Here is a 16,561-nt window from a genome sequence, read left to right as displayed (position 1 = left end):
ATAGCTGCCGAAGTTGACCCAAGTATGGCACCCGGTCCGCAGGAATCCAGCGCCGGCGTCGCGGATATGACGTCGTGCCCTCCCCAGACGCCGTTCTGGCGCCTACGCCTGGCCGACAGTCCACAACTTCAGGATCCGGCGCGTGGCGTGCCCGCCGTCGGGCGCCATGTCCACGAGCGCTATTCGGTCAAGCGCGAACGTGTCGCCCTGCCGGAGCCGTTTGTCGCCGTGGTGCGAGACGTGCGGCCGGTACCCCTCCAGGGTGAAGGCAGGCGTGGAGATCCGGCCGGGCAGCTGATCCACGATCCGGACCAGCTCGTTGTGGAGGACCTGCAGCTCATCGTTGGGTTCAATCAGGTTGACCGGGATCGACCCTGCGCGTCCGAACCCGGCTTCGCCGCCCACGCTGATCCGGCAGCCCAGGGCAGCGGCCACCGGGTCCGCCATGAGGGCGGCGATGTGGCCGGCGAGCGGATCGCCCGCGGCTGGCGGCGTGCCCGGCGCGGGTTCCGCGCGGGTTTCCTGGCCGGGTTCGACGACGTCGGACTTCACGACGCCGGCCTTGACCACGTCGAATTTGACCAGGGTGAGGTGCAGCGGCCAGTCATCCCGGGGAAACTCGAGCCCCTCGGCTACCGGTTCCACGAAGGCCACCGCGATCAGGTTCCGCATGGGAAAAGTGTGCCACGCCGCGGCGCCTCCGGGGCCGGGCGGGCGCCGCAAACTCACAGTGCCGGCGGCGACGGCGCGGACTAAAATGGGAAGTGGCCCTGGATGTGGGCCTTGCGCTGAACCGCAGAATCGCATCCCGAGTGCCTCCGGCCTGTCCCCCATGGTGCCGGAGGCACCTCCGCGGGAGGACAGTGCCGGAGGCACCTCCGCGGGAGGACAGTGCCGCAGGCACCTCTGCGAAGGGGACAGTGCCGGAGGCACCTCCGCGGAAGGACAGTGCCGGAGAACGGCGCCGGGGGCTGTTAGACGGTGCGGACGACGTCCTCGTAGGCGAATTTCGGCTTGGCTTCGCCCCAGGCGTCTGCCCCGGGCTGGCCGATGTTGACCACCAGGAAGCTCTGCTGGTTCCCGTCGGGGAAGAACGCGGCGTCGATCTTGGCGAAGTCGGCACCGGTCATGGGACCTGCCGCGAGGCCCAGGGTGCGGACCGCGAGGATGAAGTAGCCGGCCTGCAGGTGGGCGTTGTTGTTGCCCGTGGCCGCTGCGAGTTCCGGCGCGGCGTCATACATGGCCTTGGGTGCGTTGTAGCCGGGAAGGAACGCGTCCCACTGGTCCTGCCAGGCGGTGTCGTAGCTCAGGACCGCGACGAGCGGCGCTGATGCCGTCTTGGCGCGGTTTCCGGCGGCCAGCGCATCTACAAGCGTGGCGCGGGCTTCGTCGGAGCGCACGTACGTAACGCGCAGCGGCTGGGAGTTGAACGCCGTGGGGCCGAACTTCGTCAGTTCGTAAATCGCGCGGGCCTGCTCGTCGGTGACGTCGCCGGTGAAGGCGTTCGCCGTGCGGGCTTCGGCAAAGATGGCGTCGACGGCGGCTGCCTCGATTACTGCTTCATCGTGGGCGAGTGTCATGGGCATCCCTTTCGCTGGGCCGGCGCACTCTTGGGCGGCCGGCGTCTCCTGCTGTCAATAGTTGCAACTTCAACGGACGGCGCCTGCTTCCCGCTGCGCCCTGTGACCTCGCGCACACCGGCCCGGCACGCAGCACGCCGGCCCGACGGGACGGCCGGTAAATGCTGCGCGGTAAAGTTGCTCGGGAAGATTCCTTCCCGCCCGCCCCACATTCTCTGAAAGGCTCCCGGCATGAGCATGCTCGGCACCAAATGGAAGCTCCACGGCAACGGCAAGTCCGTCCGCCCCGGTGAGGTCGTCAGGCCGGATGAGCGGCTCACCTGGCCCCTGACGGTGGGGATCGGGATGCAGCATGTTGTGGCCATGTTCGGTGCCACCTTCCTGGTCCCGATCATCACGGGCATGCCGCCAGCCACCACCCTGTTCTTCTCCGGCATTGGCACGCTCCTGTTCCTGGTCATCACGCAGGGACGGGTGCCCAGCTACCTCGGTTCCAGCTTCGCGTTCATCGCGCCGATCATGGCTTCCCAGCAGCAGTTCGGCGTCCCCGGGGCACTCGGCGGCGTGGTCCTGGCGGGCGCGACCCTCGCCGTCGTCGGCGCCGTGGTGCAGAAGTTCGGCGCCGGCTGGATCAACCGGGTCATGCCGCCGATCGTGACCGGCGCGATCGTGGCGCTGATCGGCCTGAACCTGGCACCCGCGGCGAAGGCCAACTTCGACCAGGCCCCCGTGACCGCCTTCATCACCCTGGCCGTCATCATCGTGGTCAGCGTGCTGTTCCGCGGCATGCTGGGCCGGCTGAGCATCCTGGCGGGTGTCCTGGTGGGCTACCTTGTTGCGATGATCCGGGGCGAGGTGGACTTCTCCAAGGTGGACAGTGCTGGGTGGGTGGGCCTGCCGCATTTCCAGACCCCCGAATTCCACCTCGGCGTCGTGGGCCTCTTCGTGCCGGTCGTTCTGGTGCTGGTGGCAGAGAACATCGGCCACGTGAAATCCGTGTCCGCCATGACGGGGCAGAACCTCGACGGCGTCTCCGGCCGCGCACTGCTGGCCGACGGCGCCGCCACCGTACTTGCCGGTCTTGGCGGCGGGTCCGGGACGACCACCTACGCCGAGAACATCGGCGTCATGGCCGCCACCAAGGTGTATTCGACGGCGGCGTACTGGGTGGCCGGCGGCTTCGCAGTGATCCTGAGCTTCTCGCCGAAGTTTGGCGAGCTTATCGCCACGGTCCCCGCCGGCGTCCTGGGCGGCGCGGCCACGATGCTGTACGGCATGATCGGGGTGCTGGGCGTTAAAATCTGGGTCCAGAACAAGGTGAACTTCTCCAACTCGATCAACCTGACCACGGCCGCCGTCGCCCTTATTGTCGGGATTGCCGACTACACCTGGACCATCGGCGACTTGAAGTTCACCGGGATTGCGCTCGGCTCGGCCGCGGCCCTGGTGATCTACCACGGCATGAAGGCGATCGCGAAGGTGCGCGGCACGGTGGCCGAACCGGAAACCGAAGATCCCGCGCCGGCCGCAGCTTCGACGGCCGCGGTCAAGCGCTCCCCCAAGAAGCGCCGCTAAAGAGCGCCGCCCGGAAGCGCGCGGCAGGCGGGCAACCCCGCCGACGAGAAAGGCCGGACTCCGCCCTCGGGCAGGAGTCCGGCCTTTTCGCTGCCACGGCCGGCAGCGCCGGCAGTGGCGGGGCGCGACGGCCCTGGGACTAGCCGGCGTCGAAGGCGTCCTTGTCATCGTCGCGGTCCTTCGGCGACTTGTTCTCCGGCAGGTCCGTCCCGGAGCCGTCCGGCAGCCCCGCCGCGTCCTGTCCGGACTCAGAGGAGAAGGGCCGCCCGGCGTCGGGCTCTTCCGTGTTGGCCCCGTCCATCTCCGCTTCCGACGACGGCACTGCCGCCTCGGAATTCTCCGAGGCGTCCGGATCGAAGCCGGGGGTTGCGCTGGCGTTTTCTGAACTCATTTGTTCCTCCGCTCCTCCGAAGCGACCTGCTCCGGGTTCTCCTGCACTGTCTTGATCTTCTGCACCGAACTGGCTCAGGTCCGGCGCGCCGGCCGGATACGTCTCGCCGTCGGGGCTGTCCTGGTTCAGCCCGGCGGCGTCGAAGGCCTCCTCCTCGCGGGGCTGGGCGAATTTCTTCCCATCGCCGCCCATCTCCTGCTCGGCGGTCGGTGTGCCGTAGCCGCCCGCTTCCTCGGTGACGGTCTTGGGATCCTGCTGGTTTTCAGTCATGTCATTCCTCCTGGTACTGGAAACTGGTGCTGGAAATGGGACTAGCTGGCAGTGGACGGGTCCGGAGCGGGTTCAGAGGCCTTTGCCTCCGGTGACCGGAAGCACGGCTCCGGAAATGTAGGAACCGTGGTCGGAGGCGAGAAGGACGTAGGCGGCCGCGAGCTCCGCCGGCTGCCCCGCCCGCTGCAGGGGCGTGTCCTGGCCGAAGGACGGGAGCTTGTCGGGCCATTCGGTGGCCGGAATCAGCGGTGTCCAGATGGGACCCGGGGCCACGGCGTTGACCCTGATGCCCTTGGGTCCGAGCTCCTGGGCCAGGGCTTTGGTAAAGGCCACCTGGGCCGCCTTGGTCATGGCGTAGTCAATGAGTTCCGGGGACGGGTTGAAGGCCTGGATGGACGCAGTGGTGATGATCGACGCACCCGCTTCCAGATGCGGGACCGCGGCACGGGCCGTCCAGAGCAGAGAGTACAGATTGGTTTTGAAAACTCGATCGAACTCTTCGGTGGGCAGTGATTCGAAGCTCTCGCGGTTCTTCTGGTAGGCCGCATTCAGCACCAGGACGTCGAGGCGTCCGAATTCGGCCAGCGTCGCCTTCACGATGTCCGCCGCGAAGTCCTCGCTGCGGCCGTCGCCGGGGAGCAGCAGGGCCTTGCGGCCGGCCTTTCGGATCCACTCGGCGGTGTCCTGCGCGTCGTCTTCTTCCTCCGGCAGGTAGGAGATGGCGACGTCGGCCCCCTCCCGGGCGAAGGCGATCGCCACCGCCCTGCCGATTCCGGAGTCGCCGCCCGTGATCAGGGCGGCCTTGCCGTTCAGGGCACCGCTGCCGCGGTAGCTTTCCTCGCCGTGGTCCGGTTTGGGCTCCATGGGCGCGGTGAGGCCGGGCTGCTTCTGGACCTGTTCCGGGAACGGGCCGGAATGGTAGCCGGCGCGTGGATCGCGCGGCTGGTCGGGCTGCTTGGGCTGGTCCTGCCGTTCGATTGAGTCGCTCATAGTCCGCCTAACAACGTGTCGGTTTCCAGGGATGTTCATCGGTCCCGTGTGGCCGGGGCCCGCTGAATCCATCCCGGCGAAGTAATCAGTTTCTACCCTAACCACAATATCGTCAGCAAGCTTAGTACCAACTTGTTTTTGGCAACTCTCAAGCCTAGGTTGAGGGTGGAGCCACATGCTGCGGCGGGTTCCCTTGGTTTCAGGATTTTGCGGAGGAGTACCGATGGCTGGCCCAGTAGTGCCGAAGAACGACGGCAGGGACGAGTCCGTTGCGGAGCGGATGGACCGCAACTGGGTCGAACTGCTGCAGGAACTGCGCGTACTGCAGACCGGCGTCCAGATTCTCGCCGGCTTCCTCCTGACGCTGCCGTTCCAGTCGCGTTTCGAGACGCTCGATGAGTACCAGACCCGCCTGTATCTCGCCAACGTCGTCCTGGCCGCCCTGACCACGGCCACGATCCTGCTGCCTGTGAGCGTGCACCGCCGGCTGTTCCGGCAAGGGCTGAAGCAGGCCCTCGTGAGCAGCGCGGACATCATCGTCAGGTTTTCGTTGACCGGGGTGGGGCTGCTGAGCGTGGGCACCACCTCACTCATCTTCGATGTCACGGTAGGCCGGACGGCGGGCGTGATCGCCGGCGTCGGGCTGCTCGCCGTGCTGGTGCTGCTGCTGGTACTTGTCCCTGCCTGGATCCGTCGACGGGCCCGCAAAGAGGAGTCGCTATGACAAACGTTTCACATGAGCGCCACACCGCAGGCACGGGAACCTTGGGCAAGTGGGTCAAGGAACATGGACTGCTTCTAGCCAATATCGGGCTGTTCGTCGTGTTTTTCGGCGGCATGGTCCTGAGCGGGGCAAGCACCTACAGCGACGAGCAGCTTGCCCACGGCGAACCTTCCGTGACCGTCCTGCAGTACCTTGGCACCGGGAACTTCCTGGAGGCGACTTTCGAGAACTGGGAGTCGGAATTCCTGCAGATGGGCATGTACGTCATCCTCACCGTCTTCCTGTTCCAGAAGGGGTCCTCCGAGTCCAAGCCGATGGGCCGGACCTCCCCGCAGGACGAGGACCCCCGGCAGGCAAAGCTCAAGGAGTCCACGCCGTGGCCGGTGCGGCGCGGCGGCTGGGTCCTCAAGCTCTACGAACACTCGCTTTCGATCATGTTCCTCCTGCTGTTCCTGGCGTCGATCGCCCTGCACGCGGTTGGCGGCGCGGAGGACTACAACAGTGACCAGCAGGCGCACGGACAGCCCACCGTGACGGTGCTGGGCTATCTGGCGACGAGCCGATTCTGGTTCGAGTCCTTCCAGAACTGGCAAAGCGAGTTCCTCGCCGTGGCGGTCCTGGTGGGCGCCTCGGTCTACCTGCGCGAGAAGGGCTCGCCCGAGTCCAAACCCGTGGCCGAACCGCACTACGAGACCGGCGCCTAGGCGGCAGGCCGGCCGGCACGGCCTACCAGAAGGGACCTCAGGCGCCTTCGAGGACCTGGCTGGTGACCCAGGTAAGGTACTTTGCGGCGTTTGCTACTGCGTCCTGGGGGCTGCCGGCGACGTCCAGCAGCTGAGCCGCGGCCACCACGCCGTGACGGGCAAGGTCCTCTGGGGTGACGAGGATCCGGCCGGCCACCACGACCACCGGAATGCCAAGGGCCTGGGCGGCATCGGCGAGGGCGATCGGCGCCTTGCCTGTCAGCGATTGGCTGTCCATGGAGCCTTCCCCGGTGATGACCAAATCAGCCACCGCGAGTTTCGCGTCCAGCCCGGTGAGGCCGGCCACCAGCTCGAAGCCGCCTTCCAGGGCGGCCGTGCTGAAGGCCAGGAACGACGCCGGGAACCCGCCGGCCGCTCCGGCGCCGGGCACGTTGACGTCCCGGCCGGTCTTCTGGCGCAGGACCGAGGCCCAGTTGCGCAGGCCGGCGTCGAGCAGTTCCACCGCATCGGCGTCGGCGCCTTTTTGCGGGCCGAACACGTGTGCCGCGCCGTCGCTGCCGAACAGCGGGTTTTGGACATCGACGGCGATCCTGAACTTCACCCCGGCCAGCCGCGGGTCCAGGCCGCTGATGTCCACGGACGCGACGTCGGCAAGCGACCCGCCGCCGAGGGGCACCACGTTGCCGGCGGCGTCCAACGGCTTGAGTCCGAGGGCGCGGAGGGCCCCGCTGCCGCCGTCGCTCATGGCCGAACCGCCCACGCCCAGCACGATTTCCGTGGCACCGGCGTCCAGTGCGGCGGCGATCAGCTGGCCGCAGCCATAGCTGTGGGCGCGCAGCGCGTTGGCCGGTGTGGGCTCCATGTGCGCCAGCCCTGAGGCCTGCGCCGTTTCAATCACCGCGGTGGCCCCGCCGAAAGCATCCGCCCGGATGGCCCACGCGGCACCGATCGGGGCCAGGATCGGGCCGACAACCGCGTTGAGCCGTTCCTCGTAGCCGGCCGCGACGGCCGCCTCGAGCGTCCCTTCGCCGCCGTCGGCCACCGGAAACTGGATGGCGTCGGCCTCGGGGTAGACGCGCAGGGCGCCTTCGGCAATGGCCGCGGCGGCCTCGACGGCGGTGAGGGAGCCCTTGAACTTGTCCGGGGCGATGAGGATGCGCATGGCTCTATCCTGCCAGCCCGGCGGCCCCCGATGTTGCCCCATCGCCGGTGCAGGGACAAATCCGTGCCACTGGGAGTAACCTGTCTGCCACACATATTCCAGCCCGGGCCAGCCCCGGCAGAGGACAACGTTGGAAAGCAACGGATAGGGGGATCGGTGAGCCACTACGGACACGGCGTTCCGGGCGTGACCGAGTTACTGCTGGTGCGGCACGGTGAAAGCCAGGGCAACGTTGCCGCCACGCTGGCTCAGCAGGCCGGCGCGCATGTCATTGATGTCCCGGCCCGGGATGCGGATGTCGGATTGTCAGACACGGGACGGGAGCAGGCGCTGGCCCTGGGCAGGCTCCTCGCGGGCTACCCGGACGGCCGGCGCACGCCAGTCTGGTCCTCGCCCTACCTGCGCGCACGCCAGACCGCGGAACTCGCCGTCCAGACCGGCGGCTGGCAAACATCTGTCCTGATCGATGAGCGGCTGCGCGACCGTGAGCTCGGCATCCTGGACATGCTCACTTCGGCCGGGGTGGAAGCCCGCCTCCCGGAGGAGGCCGGCCGGCGGCGGTGGCTCGGCAAGTTCTACTACCGGCCCCCGGGCGGCGAGTCCTGGGCGGACGTCGTGCTGCGGCTTCGCTCGCTGCTCGCCGACCTCGACAACAGGCATCCGGGCGGGGGCGTCCTGCTGGTCTGCCACGACGCCGTGATCCTGCTCATCCGCTACATCCTGGAGGGGCTCTCGGAGGAGCAGCTGCTGGACATCGCGGCCGCGTCCACCATCCTCAACGCCTCCGTCAGCCGCTTCGTCCGGCCCGGCGGCCGGGGGGAATGGCAGCTGGAGGCGTTCAACATGGCCGACCACCTCACGAGCGAAGGTGTCCCGGTAACCCAGCACTCGGGAGACGCCGATGTCCACCCCCGCTAACTCCCGGCAGGCGAAACGCCGCCCCCAGGCCGAGGCCGTCACCCCCGCTTTGTTGCGCGCCTGGCCGCTCCCTGACGGCGGCTCCGGAAAGGATGACCGGGGCTCCGTGCTGGTGATCGGCGGTGCGCGCAAGACGCCCGGAGCGGCCTTGCTCGCCGGCGTCGCCGCCCTCCGCGCGGGCGCGGGCCGGCTGACCCTGGCCGTGGCGGAGTCCGTGGCGGTGCCGCTCGCCATCGCCCTGCCCGAAGCCGGCGTCCTTGGCCTGCCGGAAACGACGGCCGGGACCCTGGTCGGTTCCGCCGCCGGGTCCCTGGCCGCCGAGCTGGAAACCGCCGACGCCGTCCTGGTGGGGCCGGGCCTGGACGACAAGGACCAGACCACGGCGCTGCTGCGCGAACTCCTCCAAGCCACCCCGGGCAGCCCGCCGTGCATTGTCCTGGATGCTTTTGCCCTGGCCAGCGTCCCGGAACTCGAAGCCGAACTGGCGCCGTGGGCCGGCCGGCTGATCCTGACCCCGAACATCACGGAGGCGGGCATCCTGCTCGGGCGGGAGGTCGAGGACCTGCACCGCCAGCTCCCTGAGGTGGCCGACAAATACCGGGCCGTAGTCACGTGTCAGGGCGCCATCGCAGAACCCCGCAGCAGCAGGGCTGCCGCGTCCGGGGCCGGCCTCTGGGAGATCACCACAGGGCACAGCGGGCTGGGCACCTCGGGCAGCGGCGATGTCCTCTCCGGCGCCATCACCGGCCTCCGCGCCAGGGGAACGGACAATGCGCAGGCCGCCTGCTGGGGAACGCATCTGCATGCTGCGGCCGGAGACCGCCTTGCCAGCCGGCTGGGCGGTCTGGGCTATCTCGCCCGGGAGCTCACCGACGAATTGCCGCCACTCATGATGGAACTTTCCGCCTGAGCGGAGCGAACCTTCAGGACCAGGTCCCGCGCTCCTGGAGGACCGACTTGAGCAGGTCCGCGCGGTCCGTGACAATCCCGTCGACGCCAAGGTCAAGCAGCCGGTGCATTTCCGCGGGCTCGTTGATTGTCCACACGTGGACCTGCAGCCCGTGCCGGTGTGCCCGCCGGATAAAGCCCGGCGTCACCACCGGCACGGCACCGTAGCGGACGGGGACCTGCAGGGCGTGGACTCCGCGCAGTGCCCGGCGCACCACGGCAGACATCAGCGGCGTCGGCAGCACGGGGCCCAGCAGGACGAACACGGCGTTGGACACGATGCCGGCCGAGCTCGCGGCCGGACGGCTCAGCTGCTTCAGCACTGCCCGGCGCCGCCGGTCCGAGAAACTGGCCACCAGCACGCGGTCGTGCAGTCCGTGGCGTTCGATCGCCGAGGCCAGGGTGCCCACGGAGTTCCAGTCCTTGACGTCGATATTGAGCCGGACGTCCGGGAAGGCAGCGATCAACTCATCGAACCGCGGGATCGGTTCGGTCCCGCCGATCCTGGCCCGGGCCACGGTTGAGGCCGGAAGGTCCGCGATTTGGCCCCGGCCCTCCGTGATCCGGTCCAGGGTCTTGTCGTGGAAGAGCACCAACACGCCGTCGGCCGTGGTGTGCACGTCCGTCTCCAGATGCCGGAACCCAAGGTCGACCGCAGCTCGGAACGCGGCCATCGAGTTCTCCAGCCCGTCCAGCGAAAAGCCCCGGTGGGCCAGCGCCAGCGGCGCCCGGGAACCGCCCGGGGCCGGGGTGGCGGCGCCCTCCGGGCCGCCGTCGCGATCCCCGCGAGGGGCAAAGTAGGGGTGCAGGTCAGTCACTCCTGAAGCGTACCTTGGTCTGACGGGACCGGGGCTTGCGGGCCGGTACTGGCGGCCCGGGCCCATCGGGGCCAGGTCAGCGGGGCCGGGTCAGCGGCCTCAGCGGGACGGGGTGTCAGCAGCCTGCCGGCGGATTTCGACGCCGTCGCTGCAGTGCAGCAGCGTGCGGCCGCGGCCGCCGTCGAGGTCGACCCAGACCACGCTGTGGTCCGCCGTCACGGCGTCCACAAGCCCACCGGTCTCAACGCCCGGGGCGAGCCGGACGCTGACGCGGTCGCCCTGGCGCAGCTGCCGCCAGTGCCGGTCCGGTTCCACCGGGTGCAGGGGTTGTTCGTCCGTGTTGTTGATGCGGTGCCTGGCCATGATGTCCCCACTCTCGGTCAAACGTTTCGTCGCGAGCTTTCAGCCTAGGAGGCCAAGGTGAACGCCAGTTGACCGTCCGCTGGGAATCCGGTGTCCGCCGTGAACCGTGCGATCGGTGCGGGGACGTGGACCTGAGCCGGGTGCGGGCGTGGGGACCTGAGGCGGGGCCGGAGTGCTAGGGCAGCCGGACGCCGAGTTCGGCGAGCTTTGACTCGAGGATCTGGGCGACGCCGTCGTCGTCGAAGTGCGGGGCCTGCCGCCCGGCGGCCCGGATCGCTTCCGGGTGCCCGCTGGCCATCGCGTAGCCGTGCCCGGCCCAGCGAAGCATCTCGATGTCGTTGGGCATGTCCCCGAATGCCACCACGTCCGCGGCGCCGATGCCGAGGGACGACGCATATTCAGCCAGGGCCACGGCCTTGTTCACGCCTGGCAGGGACAGCTCGAGGAGAGCCATGTTCGGCGCCGAGTGCGTCGCGGCGGCCAGATGGGCGACGGCGGGCGTCACCTCGGCCAGGAACTCGTCGGCGGTGCCTTCGCGGACAATGGCCAGGAACTTCGCCACGGCGTCCGCCTCGGTGAGCGTGGTGTGAAGCGGGGCCGGGGTGAAATCCGCGAGCAGTTCGCTCGAGCCGTTTTCGATAAAGCCCGGTTCCAAATGGAAGCCGGTCAGGGTTTCGGCGGCAAACAGCGCGGAGGGACGCAGCCGCTTGATGATGCGGCGGACCTCGAACACGGCGTCGAGGTCCAGTGTCCGCGCCGAGAGCAGGCGGTCCGCCTCGAGGTCCCACACGACGGCGCCGTTGGAGCAGATGACCGTTCCGGTATGCCCCAGCTGGTCCTGCAGGGGGTGGAGCCAGCGCGGCGGCCGCCCGGTGACAAACACCAGTTCCAGCCCGGCGTCGCGGCAGGCGTGGAACGCGCGGACGGTCCGGTCGCTGATTTTGCCGTCATGGCCGAGGATCGTTCCGTCAATGTCACTTGCTACCAGCCGCATAGTGCCAGTCTACGTGCGCCGGGGCGGCAGGCCCTCGCGGCCGCATTCGCCGAGTTCGCCGGACCGCGTCGGGTTCGCCGGACAATCACGGCGAACTGGGGAGGTTCCGGCGAGCTCGGCGTCAGGCGCGAGGCGCGGCGGCAGGCGGGCGGCGGGGGCTCAGTGACGTTCGAAGATGCCGGTCAGCGTGCCCCGGCCCAGGGTGTGCCGCGACAGCTTCGCTTCCAGGCTGCCAGGGGCGGTGTGCTCGTTGAGTCCGGACGGTGCGATGTCGAGCGCGTGGACGGTGATGACGTACCGGTGCGGCCCGTGTCCGGGAGGCGGTGCGGCGCCCAGGTAGCCGTGGAACCCGGCGTCGTTCTTCAACTGGATGGCGCCCGCGGGAAGGAGCCTGCCGCCCTCGGCGCCCGCTCCTGCCAGCAACGAGGTGACGTCGACGGGGACGTCCAGCACGGCCCAGTGCCAGAAGCCGCCGCGCCCCGGGGCGTCGGGGTCGAACATCGTCACCGCGTAGCCCTTGGTGCCGGCCGGGGCGCCGCTCCAGCTCAGCTGCGGGGATTCGTCCTGGCCGCCGGCGCGCATTTTGCCGCTGCGCTGGGCGGCCGGGAGCGTCTGGCCCTCCGCGAAGGATTCACTGCGGACGGGGAACACCGGAACATCGTGGCGTGTCATGGCTGCCTTTCACTCACTGCAGGGGCTGGTCCCCCATTTCCATCCGTGCCAGTTCCGCGCGCGTGGGCGGGTTCGCGCCGGCGCGGGACACGGTGACCGCCGCTGCCCGGGAGGCATGGGCGAGGACATCGCGGAGGCTTTCGGCGGAGAGTTCGCGCAGGCCCTTGCGGTTTTGTGCCCCGTCCAGGCCCAGATCCACCACGCCGGACAGGAGCGCGGCCATGAAGGAATCCCCGGCGCCGACTGTGTCCGCGACGTTGATCTCAGGGGCCGGGAACTGCGCCTCACCGGCGGCGTTGATGGCCCAGGGCCCCTTGCTGCCGCGGGTCACCACCACCATTGCCGGCCCTTCGGAACCGCCCAGCGCCTGCCAGCGGCGGGCCGAGTCCAGCGGGTCCACGCCTGGGTAGAGCCATTCGAGGTCCTCGTCGGAGGCCTTCACAACGTCGGCGAGGCGCACGAACTTTTCGGCCTGCCCGCGGGCGTAGTCCACGTCCGGGATGATGCTGGGACGGCAATTGGGGTCGAAGCTGATGGTGGCGGACGGGTGGGCGCGCTCGACGGCGGCAAACACGTCGGCGGCGCCCGGGGCCAGCATGGTGGCGATCGAACCGGTGTGCAGCAGCGTGGTTCCCTGGAGCAGGAACGGCAGTCGCGCCGCGACGCCGGGAAGCTCCCAGGCGAGGTCGAACGTGTACGTGGCGGCGCCGGCGTCGTCGATCAGGGCGGCGGCCACACTGGTGGGCAGCTCGTCGGGTCCCAGCGGGAGCAGCACGGAGCTCGACCTCAGGTGCGCGGCGAGGGCCTCACCATACGCATCGCGGCCGTAGCGGCCGATGAACTGGACCGGATGGTCCAGCCGCGCCAGCCCCACGGCCACGTTGAGGGGGCTGCCGCCGACATGGGCCTGGACGCCGGAGGACCGCTGGACTACATCAACCAGCCCCTCGCCAATAACTGTGAGCATGACCATACTCTGCCAGAGAATGCGCTCCGGTGCCGTGTGTTGCGCCCACCTCCCGCGTCCGCCGTGCCGGCGTCACTGCCGGCGCTCCCGGGCCGCCGGCGCTCAGGCCGCGGAGGTGTCCAGCGCGATTCCCGCGGACGCGGCATGGGCAAACCTGGCGTCGATGTGGACCACGTCCCGGCCTGCCCGTTGCAGGAGGCTGGCGGCGACCCCGGCACGGTACCCGGAACCGCAGTGCACCCAAAGCTTCCCGGCGGGAATGTCCCCGAGGCGCAGCAACAGCTCGTGCAGCGGCACGTTGACCGCGCCCACCACGCGGGCGGCGGCGAATTCGTCGGCCCGGCGCACGTCCAGGACGGTGTCATCAGGCGCCCGGCCGGCGAGCATGCCGTCCCAGCCCACCCGCGGGTAGGAGGCGAGGCCGGCCTGCGGGGCGAGGGCGTGCGGCTCGGAACCGAGCGCGGCGTCGGGGGATTCGATGCCGATCCGGGAGAGGTCGCGGATGGCGTTCTCAACATCTTCCCGCGAGCCCACCAGGGTCAGCGGTTCGCGCCAAGGCAGCACCCAGCCGAGATAGGTGGTGAAACTGGAGCCGGAGGCGTACTCAAAACTGACGCTGCCCTTGAGGTGGCTGTTGGCGAACGCCACGCGCCGGCGCAGGTCCACCACCCACTGGCCGCCGTCCAGGCGCCGGGTGAGTTCGGCGGCATCGAGCGATGCCAGAACGGCCAGCTCCGCGGGGCCCGGGCCCCGGACATTGGCCGGGCTCATGTGCGCGTAGTAGGAGGGGTGGTCCGTGAGGTTGGCGATGAGCTGGCGGACGAAGTGGTCCTCATCGGGGTCCGTTAGGGCGTGGTTCGCGGCAAGCTGCTCGCCGATGGTGGAGGACCGGGCACCGCTGGCGGGTCCGGAGGAGCAGAACGAGCCGAATCCATGGGTCGGGAACAGTGCCGCGTCAGGGCCGGCCTCGGCGGCGAGGCGACGGACCGAGGCGTACTGGTCGTGGGTCAAGCCAACCGTGTCCGCCTCGGCGACAAGGTCCGTGCGGCCCACCGAGCCATACAGGAGGCTGCCGCCCGAGAAGACGGCCTGCTTCCCGCCGTCGTCCACGATGAACGACAGGTGGGTATGCGTGTGGCCCGGCGTGGCGACCGCCTTGACCGTAAGCGAGCCCACGCGGACCGTTTGGCCGTCCGTGATGGGAGTGCGCTCGAACCCGACGGCGTCGGCGGCGTTGACGAGATAGCTGGCGCCGTGGGCGCGGGCCAGGATCAGCCCGCCGGTGATGTAGTCATTGTGCATGTGCGTTTCGGCCACGTGCGTGATGGCTACTCCGGCGTCACGGGCGGCCGCCTCGATGCGGTCCGTGTCGCGCTGCGGGTCGATCGCCAGCGCCACCGAGCCGTCGTGGACCAGGTAGCTGCGGTCCCCGAGCTGCGGGGTCTCGATGACGATGACTTCCATGGTCCCTCCGGTGCGGTCAGCCCCTTGAAGGTCAGCCCCGGTTGACGGGGTGTCCTTCGTCCTGCCACTTCATGATCCCGCCGGTGACGTTGACGGCGTCGTATCCCTGGTCCTCCAGGTAGGTGGCGGCCTGGGCACTGCGGCTCCCGGCGGCGCACATGACGTAGACGGTGCCGCTGGCCGGGACCTCGGCGAGGGACTGGACGAACCGCGAGAGCGGGATGCTCCGGGCGCCGGGAACGCGGACGGCGACGTATTCGTCTTCCTCGCGGACATCGACGATTTCGGTGGCATCGCCCAGGGCGGCCAGGTCCTTGACGGAAATGCTCTTCATGCCTGTTCCTTTCGCGGGCGCCGGACGGCCCGGCGCGCGTATTCCAGCTCAATCATGATACCCCTTGGGGTATCATTGACCCTCCGGACGGCCCCTCCCGCCACACCCCCAAATATAGCCCGTCGGCCTGGCCCGCCAACCTAGCCTGCGGGGCGGTCCTGCTGGTAGACGTCCGGGATGCCGTCCTGGTCCGAGTCGACCTGTTCCGCCTCCTCCGCACGCCGGTACTGGTGGTTGCGTGTGCGGAGCACCGTGGTGGCGAGGAGCGCGGCGAGCAGTGAGGCCGCGAGGATCCCTACCTTCGCGTGGTCTTCATGCGCAGTGCCCTGGCCGAAGCTCAACTCGGCAAGCAGCAGCGAGACCGTGAAACCGATGCCCGCGAGGATGGCGAGGCCGAAGACGTCGATCCACTTGAAGGACGCGTCCAGGCGGGCCCGCGTGACTTTGGTGATGAGCCATGTGGTGCCGAGGATCCCCGCCGGCTTTCCGGCAACCAGCGCCACGATGATGCCCACCGCCACGGGGTCCGTCAGGGCCGCACCGAGGCCCTGCCAGCCGCCAATGGCCACCCCGGCGGAAAAGAACGCGAACACCGGGACCGCGATCCCGGCCGAGATGGGGCGGAACCGGTGTTCGAAAATCTCCGCCAGCCCCGGGCCGGCATCAGGGCCGCCGCTGGCCTTCGAACGTTTGACCGGAACGGCAAATCCGAGCAGGACCCCGGCCACGGTGGCGTGGATGCCTGATGCGTGCACGAGGGCCCACGTCGCGAAGCCGAGCGGCAGCAGGATCACCCAGGCTGCGGCTGCGTGCGTGCCGAAGAACCGCCGGTATTTGTGCGCCAGGAACGTGTAGAGGCCCAGCGGGAGCAGGGCCAGCAGGAACGGCTCGGGGTGGAGATCGCTGGTGTAGAAGATCGCGATGATGGCGATGGCCAGGAGGTCGTCGACGACGGCGAGGGTCAGCAGGAAGATCCGCAGCGCACTGGGCAGGTGGGAACCGATGAGCGCCAGCACCGCGACGGCGAAGGCGATGTCGGTGGCGGTGGGAATGGCCCAGCCGTGCAGCGTTTCGGGACCGGAGAGGTTGATGGCCGCGTAGATGAGCGCCGGAACGGCCACACCGCCAACGGCGGCGGCCACCGGAACCACGGATTTGCTCGGCTCGCGCAGGTCTCCGGCGACAAACTCGCGCTTGAGTTCGAGCCCCACCAGGAAGAAGAAGATGGCCAGCAGGCCGTCGGCGGCCCAAGCGCCCAGGCTCAGGTCCAGATGCCAGGGCGCGTAGCCGATGGTGAAGTCGCGCAGTGCGAAGTAACTCTCCGAGGCCGGGGAGTTGGCCCAGATAAGGGCCACCATCGCCGCGGCGACCAGCAGGGCGCCGCCCACGGTTTCCTTACGGAGGATCTCGCCGATCCGCAGGGCCTCGGCATAGCTGCCCCGGCCGAAAATGGTGAGGCGCGGCGGCGAAGGAGGAGGCGGTGTGGGTGAAGAGGGTGTTGGCGAAGGGGGCAGGGCGCTCATGGGATCCTCAAAATGGGTCGGCGAAACTATGCCGACCAGACTTCCCGGCGCACCTGCGCTCCAGTCTATGCGCTTTCGCCGGCCAGGGGATGCCGTCAGGGACACCGGAAACCCCATCCCGGCCGCCGGGCGGGCCGGCCTGGCGGCGGGCATGCCGGCCTGGC

Annotated in this window: 18 protein-coding genes; 5 read left to right on the top strand and 13 right to left on the bottom strand. The window is 69.2% G+C overall.

Annotated elements, in window-relative coordinates; all coding sequences use genetic code 11:
* Positions 1 to 102: 102 nt before the first annotated feature.
* Complete coding sequence (locus AC1DRO_RS09515) at positions 103 to 672, bottom strand: hypothetical protein (protein ID WP_476950649.1); 570 nt, start codon at positions 670 to 672, stop codon at positions 103 to 105.
* Positions 673 to 974: 302 nt separating this feature from the next.
* Positions 975 to 1,580 (bottom strand): malonic semialdehyde reductase, encoded by a 606-nt coding sequence (locus AC1DRO_RS09510; RefSeq protein ID WP_476950648.1) that lies wholly within the window; start codon positions 1,578 to 1,580, stop codon positions 975 to 977.
* A gap of 231 nt (positions 1,581 to 1,811) precedes the next feature.
* On the opposite strand from AC1DRO_RS09510, the gene AC1DRO_RS09505 reads away from it, so the two are divergent.
* Positions 1,812 to 3,155 (top strand): uracil-xanthine permease family protein, encoded by a 1,344-nt coding sequence (locus tag AC1DRO_RS09505; protein ID WP_476950647.1) that lies wholly within the window; start codon positions 1,812 to 1,814, stop codon positions 3,153 to 3,155.
* A 139-nt stretch (positions 3,156 to 3,294) separates the two neighbouring features.
* On the opposite strand, the gene AC1DRO_RS09500 is transcribed toward AC1DRO_RS09505, so the two are convergent.
* Together AC1DRO_RS09500 and AC1DRO_RS09495 are read right to left on the bottom strand one after the other, a co-directional pair.
* Complete coding sequence (locus tag AC1DRO_RS09500) at positions 3,295 to 3,816, bottom strand: hypothetical protein (RefSeq protein ID WP_028275970.1); 522 nt, start codon at positions 3,814 to 3,816, stop codon at positions 3,295 to 3,297.
* Between the two features lie 72 nt (positions 3,817 to 3,888).
* Positions 3,889 to 4,806, bottom strand: coding sequence for an SDR family oxidoreductase (locus tag AC1DRO_RS09495; RefSeq protein WP_476950646.1), 918 nt, complete (start codon positions 4,804 to 4,806; stop codon positions 3,889 to 3,891).
* 223 nt (positions 4,807 to 5,029) lie between these two features.
* On the opposite strand from AC1DRO_RS09495, the gene AC1DRO_RS09490 reads away from it, so the two are divergent.
* Both AC1DRO_RS09490 and AC1DRO_RS09485 read left to right on the top strand, forming a co-directional pair.
* The gene (locus tag AC1DRO_RS09490; RefSeq protein ID WP_476950645.1) at positions 5,030 to 5,530 is read left to right on the top strand and encodes a DUF6328 family protein; all 501 of its coding nucleotides are present in this window, start codon (positions 5,030 to 5,032) and stop codon (positions 5,528 to 5,530) included.
* Positions 5,527 to 6,234 (top strand): DUF6766 family protein, encoded by a 708-nt coding sequence (locus tag AC1DRO_RS09485; RefSeq protein ID WP_476950644.1) that lies wholly within the window; start codon positions 5,527 to 5,529, stop codon positions 6,232 to 6,234. The genes AC1DRO_RS09490 and AC1DRO_RS09485 overlap by 4 nt, the downstream gene beginning before the upstream one ends.
* A gap of 37 nt (positions 6,235 to 6,271) precedes the next feature.
* Here the strand turns inward: AC1DRO_RS09485 and AC1DRO_RS09480 are convergent, their stop codons facing one another.
* The gene (locus AC1DRO_RS09480) at positions 6,272 to 7,396 is read right to left on the bottom strand and encodes a glycerate kinase (RefSeq protein ID WP_476950643.1); all 1,125 of its coding nucleotides are present in this window, start codon (positions 7,394 to 7,396) and stop codon (positions 6,272 to 6,274) included.
* A gap of 156 nt (positions 7,397 to 7,552) precedes the next feature.
* Here AC1DRO_RS09480 and AC1DRO_RS09475 point away from each other — a divergent pair, with 156 nt between their 5' ends.
* Both AC1DRO_RS09475 and AC1DRO_RS09470 read left to right on the top strand, forming a co-directional pair.
* On the top strand, positions 7,553 to 8,314 hold the full coding sequence (locus AC1DRO_RS09475; protein WP_243178285.1) for a histidine phosphatase family protein: 762 nt from the start codon (positions 7,553 to 7,555) through the stop codon (positions 8,312 to 8,314).
* On the top strand, positions 8,298 to 9,224 hold the full coding sequence (locus AC1DRO_RS09470) for an NAD(P)H-hydrate dehydratase (RefSeq protein WP_476950642.1): 927 nt from the start codon (positions 8,298 to 8,300) through the stop codon (positions 9,222 to 9,224). The genes AC1DRO_RS09475 and AC1DRO_RS09470 overlap by 17 nt, the downstream gene beginning before the upstream one ends.
* Before the next feature lie 13 nt (positions 9,225 to 9,237).
* Here AC1DRO_RS09470 and AC1DRO_RS09465 read toward each other — a convergent pair whose 3' ends face one another.
* From AC1DRO_RS09465 to nhaA, 8 genes are all read right to left on the bottom strand, one after another.
* On the bottom strand, positions 9,238 to 10,080 hold the full coding sequence (locus AC1DRO_RS09465; RefSeq protein WP_476859532.1) for a glycerophosphodiester phosphodiesterase family protein: 843 nt from the start codon (positions 10,078 to 10,080) through the stop codon (positions 9,238 to 9,240).
* Positions 10,081 to 10,179: 99 nt separating this feature from the next.
* Entirely contained in the window at positions 10,180 to 10,443 is a 264-nt protein-coding gene (locus tag AC1DRO_RS09460) for a hypothetical protein (protein WP_476950762.1), read from the bottom strand.
* A 175-nt stretch (positions 10,444 to 10,618) separates the two neighbouring features.
* Entirely contained in the window at positions 10,619 to 11,437 is an 819-nt protein-coding gene (locus AC1DRO_RS09455; protein ID WP_476950641.1) for an HAD family hydrolase, read from the bottom strand.
* A gap of 159 nt (positions 11,438 to 11,596) precedes the next feature.
* Positions 11,597 to 12,109 carry a YbhB/YbcL family Raf kinase inhibitor-like protein gene (locus tag AC1DRO_RS09450; protein WP_476950640.1) on the bottom strand — a complete coding sequence of 171 codons (513 nt, stop codon included), beginning with the start codon at positions 12,107 to 12,109 and terminating at the stop codon, positions 11,597 to 11,599.
* A gap of 13 nt (positions 12,110 to 12,122) precedes the next feature.
* The gene (locus AC1DRO_RS09445; protein WP_476950639.1) at positions 12,123 to 13,076 is read right to left on the bottom strand and encodes a carbohydrate kinase family protein; all 954 of its coding nucleotides are present in this window, start codon (positions 13,074 to 13,076) and stop codon (positions 12,123 to 12,125) included.
* A 102-nt stretch (positions 13,077 to 13,178) separates the two neighbouring features.
* A complete protein-coding gene (locus AC1DRO_RS09440; RefSeq protein WP_476950638.1) occupies positions 13,179 to 14,540 on the bottom strand; it encodes an MBL fold metallo-hydrolase in 1,362 nt (453 codons plus the stop codon).
* A 31-nt stretch (positions 14,541 to 14,571) separates the two neighbouring features.
* Complete coding sequence (locus AC1DRO_RS09435; protein WP_476950637.1) at positions 14,572 to 14,874, bottom strand: rhodanese-like domain-containing protein; 303 nt, start codon at positions 14,872 to 14,874, stop codon at positions 14,572 to 14,574.
* A gap of 140 nt (positions 14,875 to 15,014) precedes the next feature.
* The gene (nhaA, locus tag AC1DRO_RS09430; protein ID WP_476950636.1) at positions 15,015 to 16,397 is read right to left on the bottom strand and encodes a Na+/H+ antiporter NhaA; all 1,383 of its coding nucleotides are present in this window, start codon (positions 16,395 to 16,397) and stop codon (positions 15,015 to 15,017) included.
* Between the last annotated feature and the right edge of the window lie 164 nt (positions 16,398 to 16,561).

The sequence above is a fragment of the Arthrobacter sp. P4_F11 genome (genome assembly GCF_056401395.1).
The sequence above is the reverse complement of the archived record's forward strand: the minus strand, read 5'-3'. Positions and strand labels throughout refer to the sequence as shown.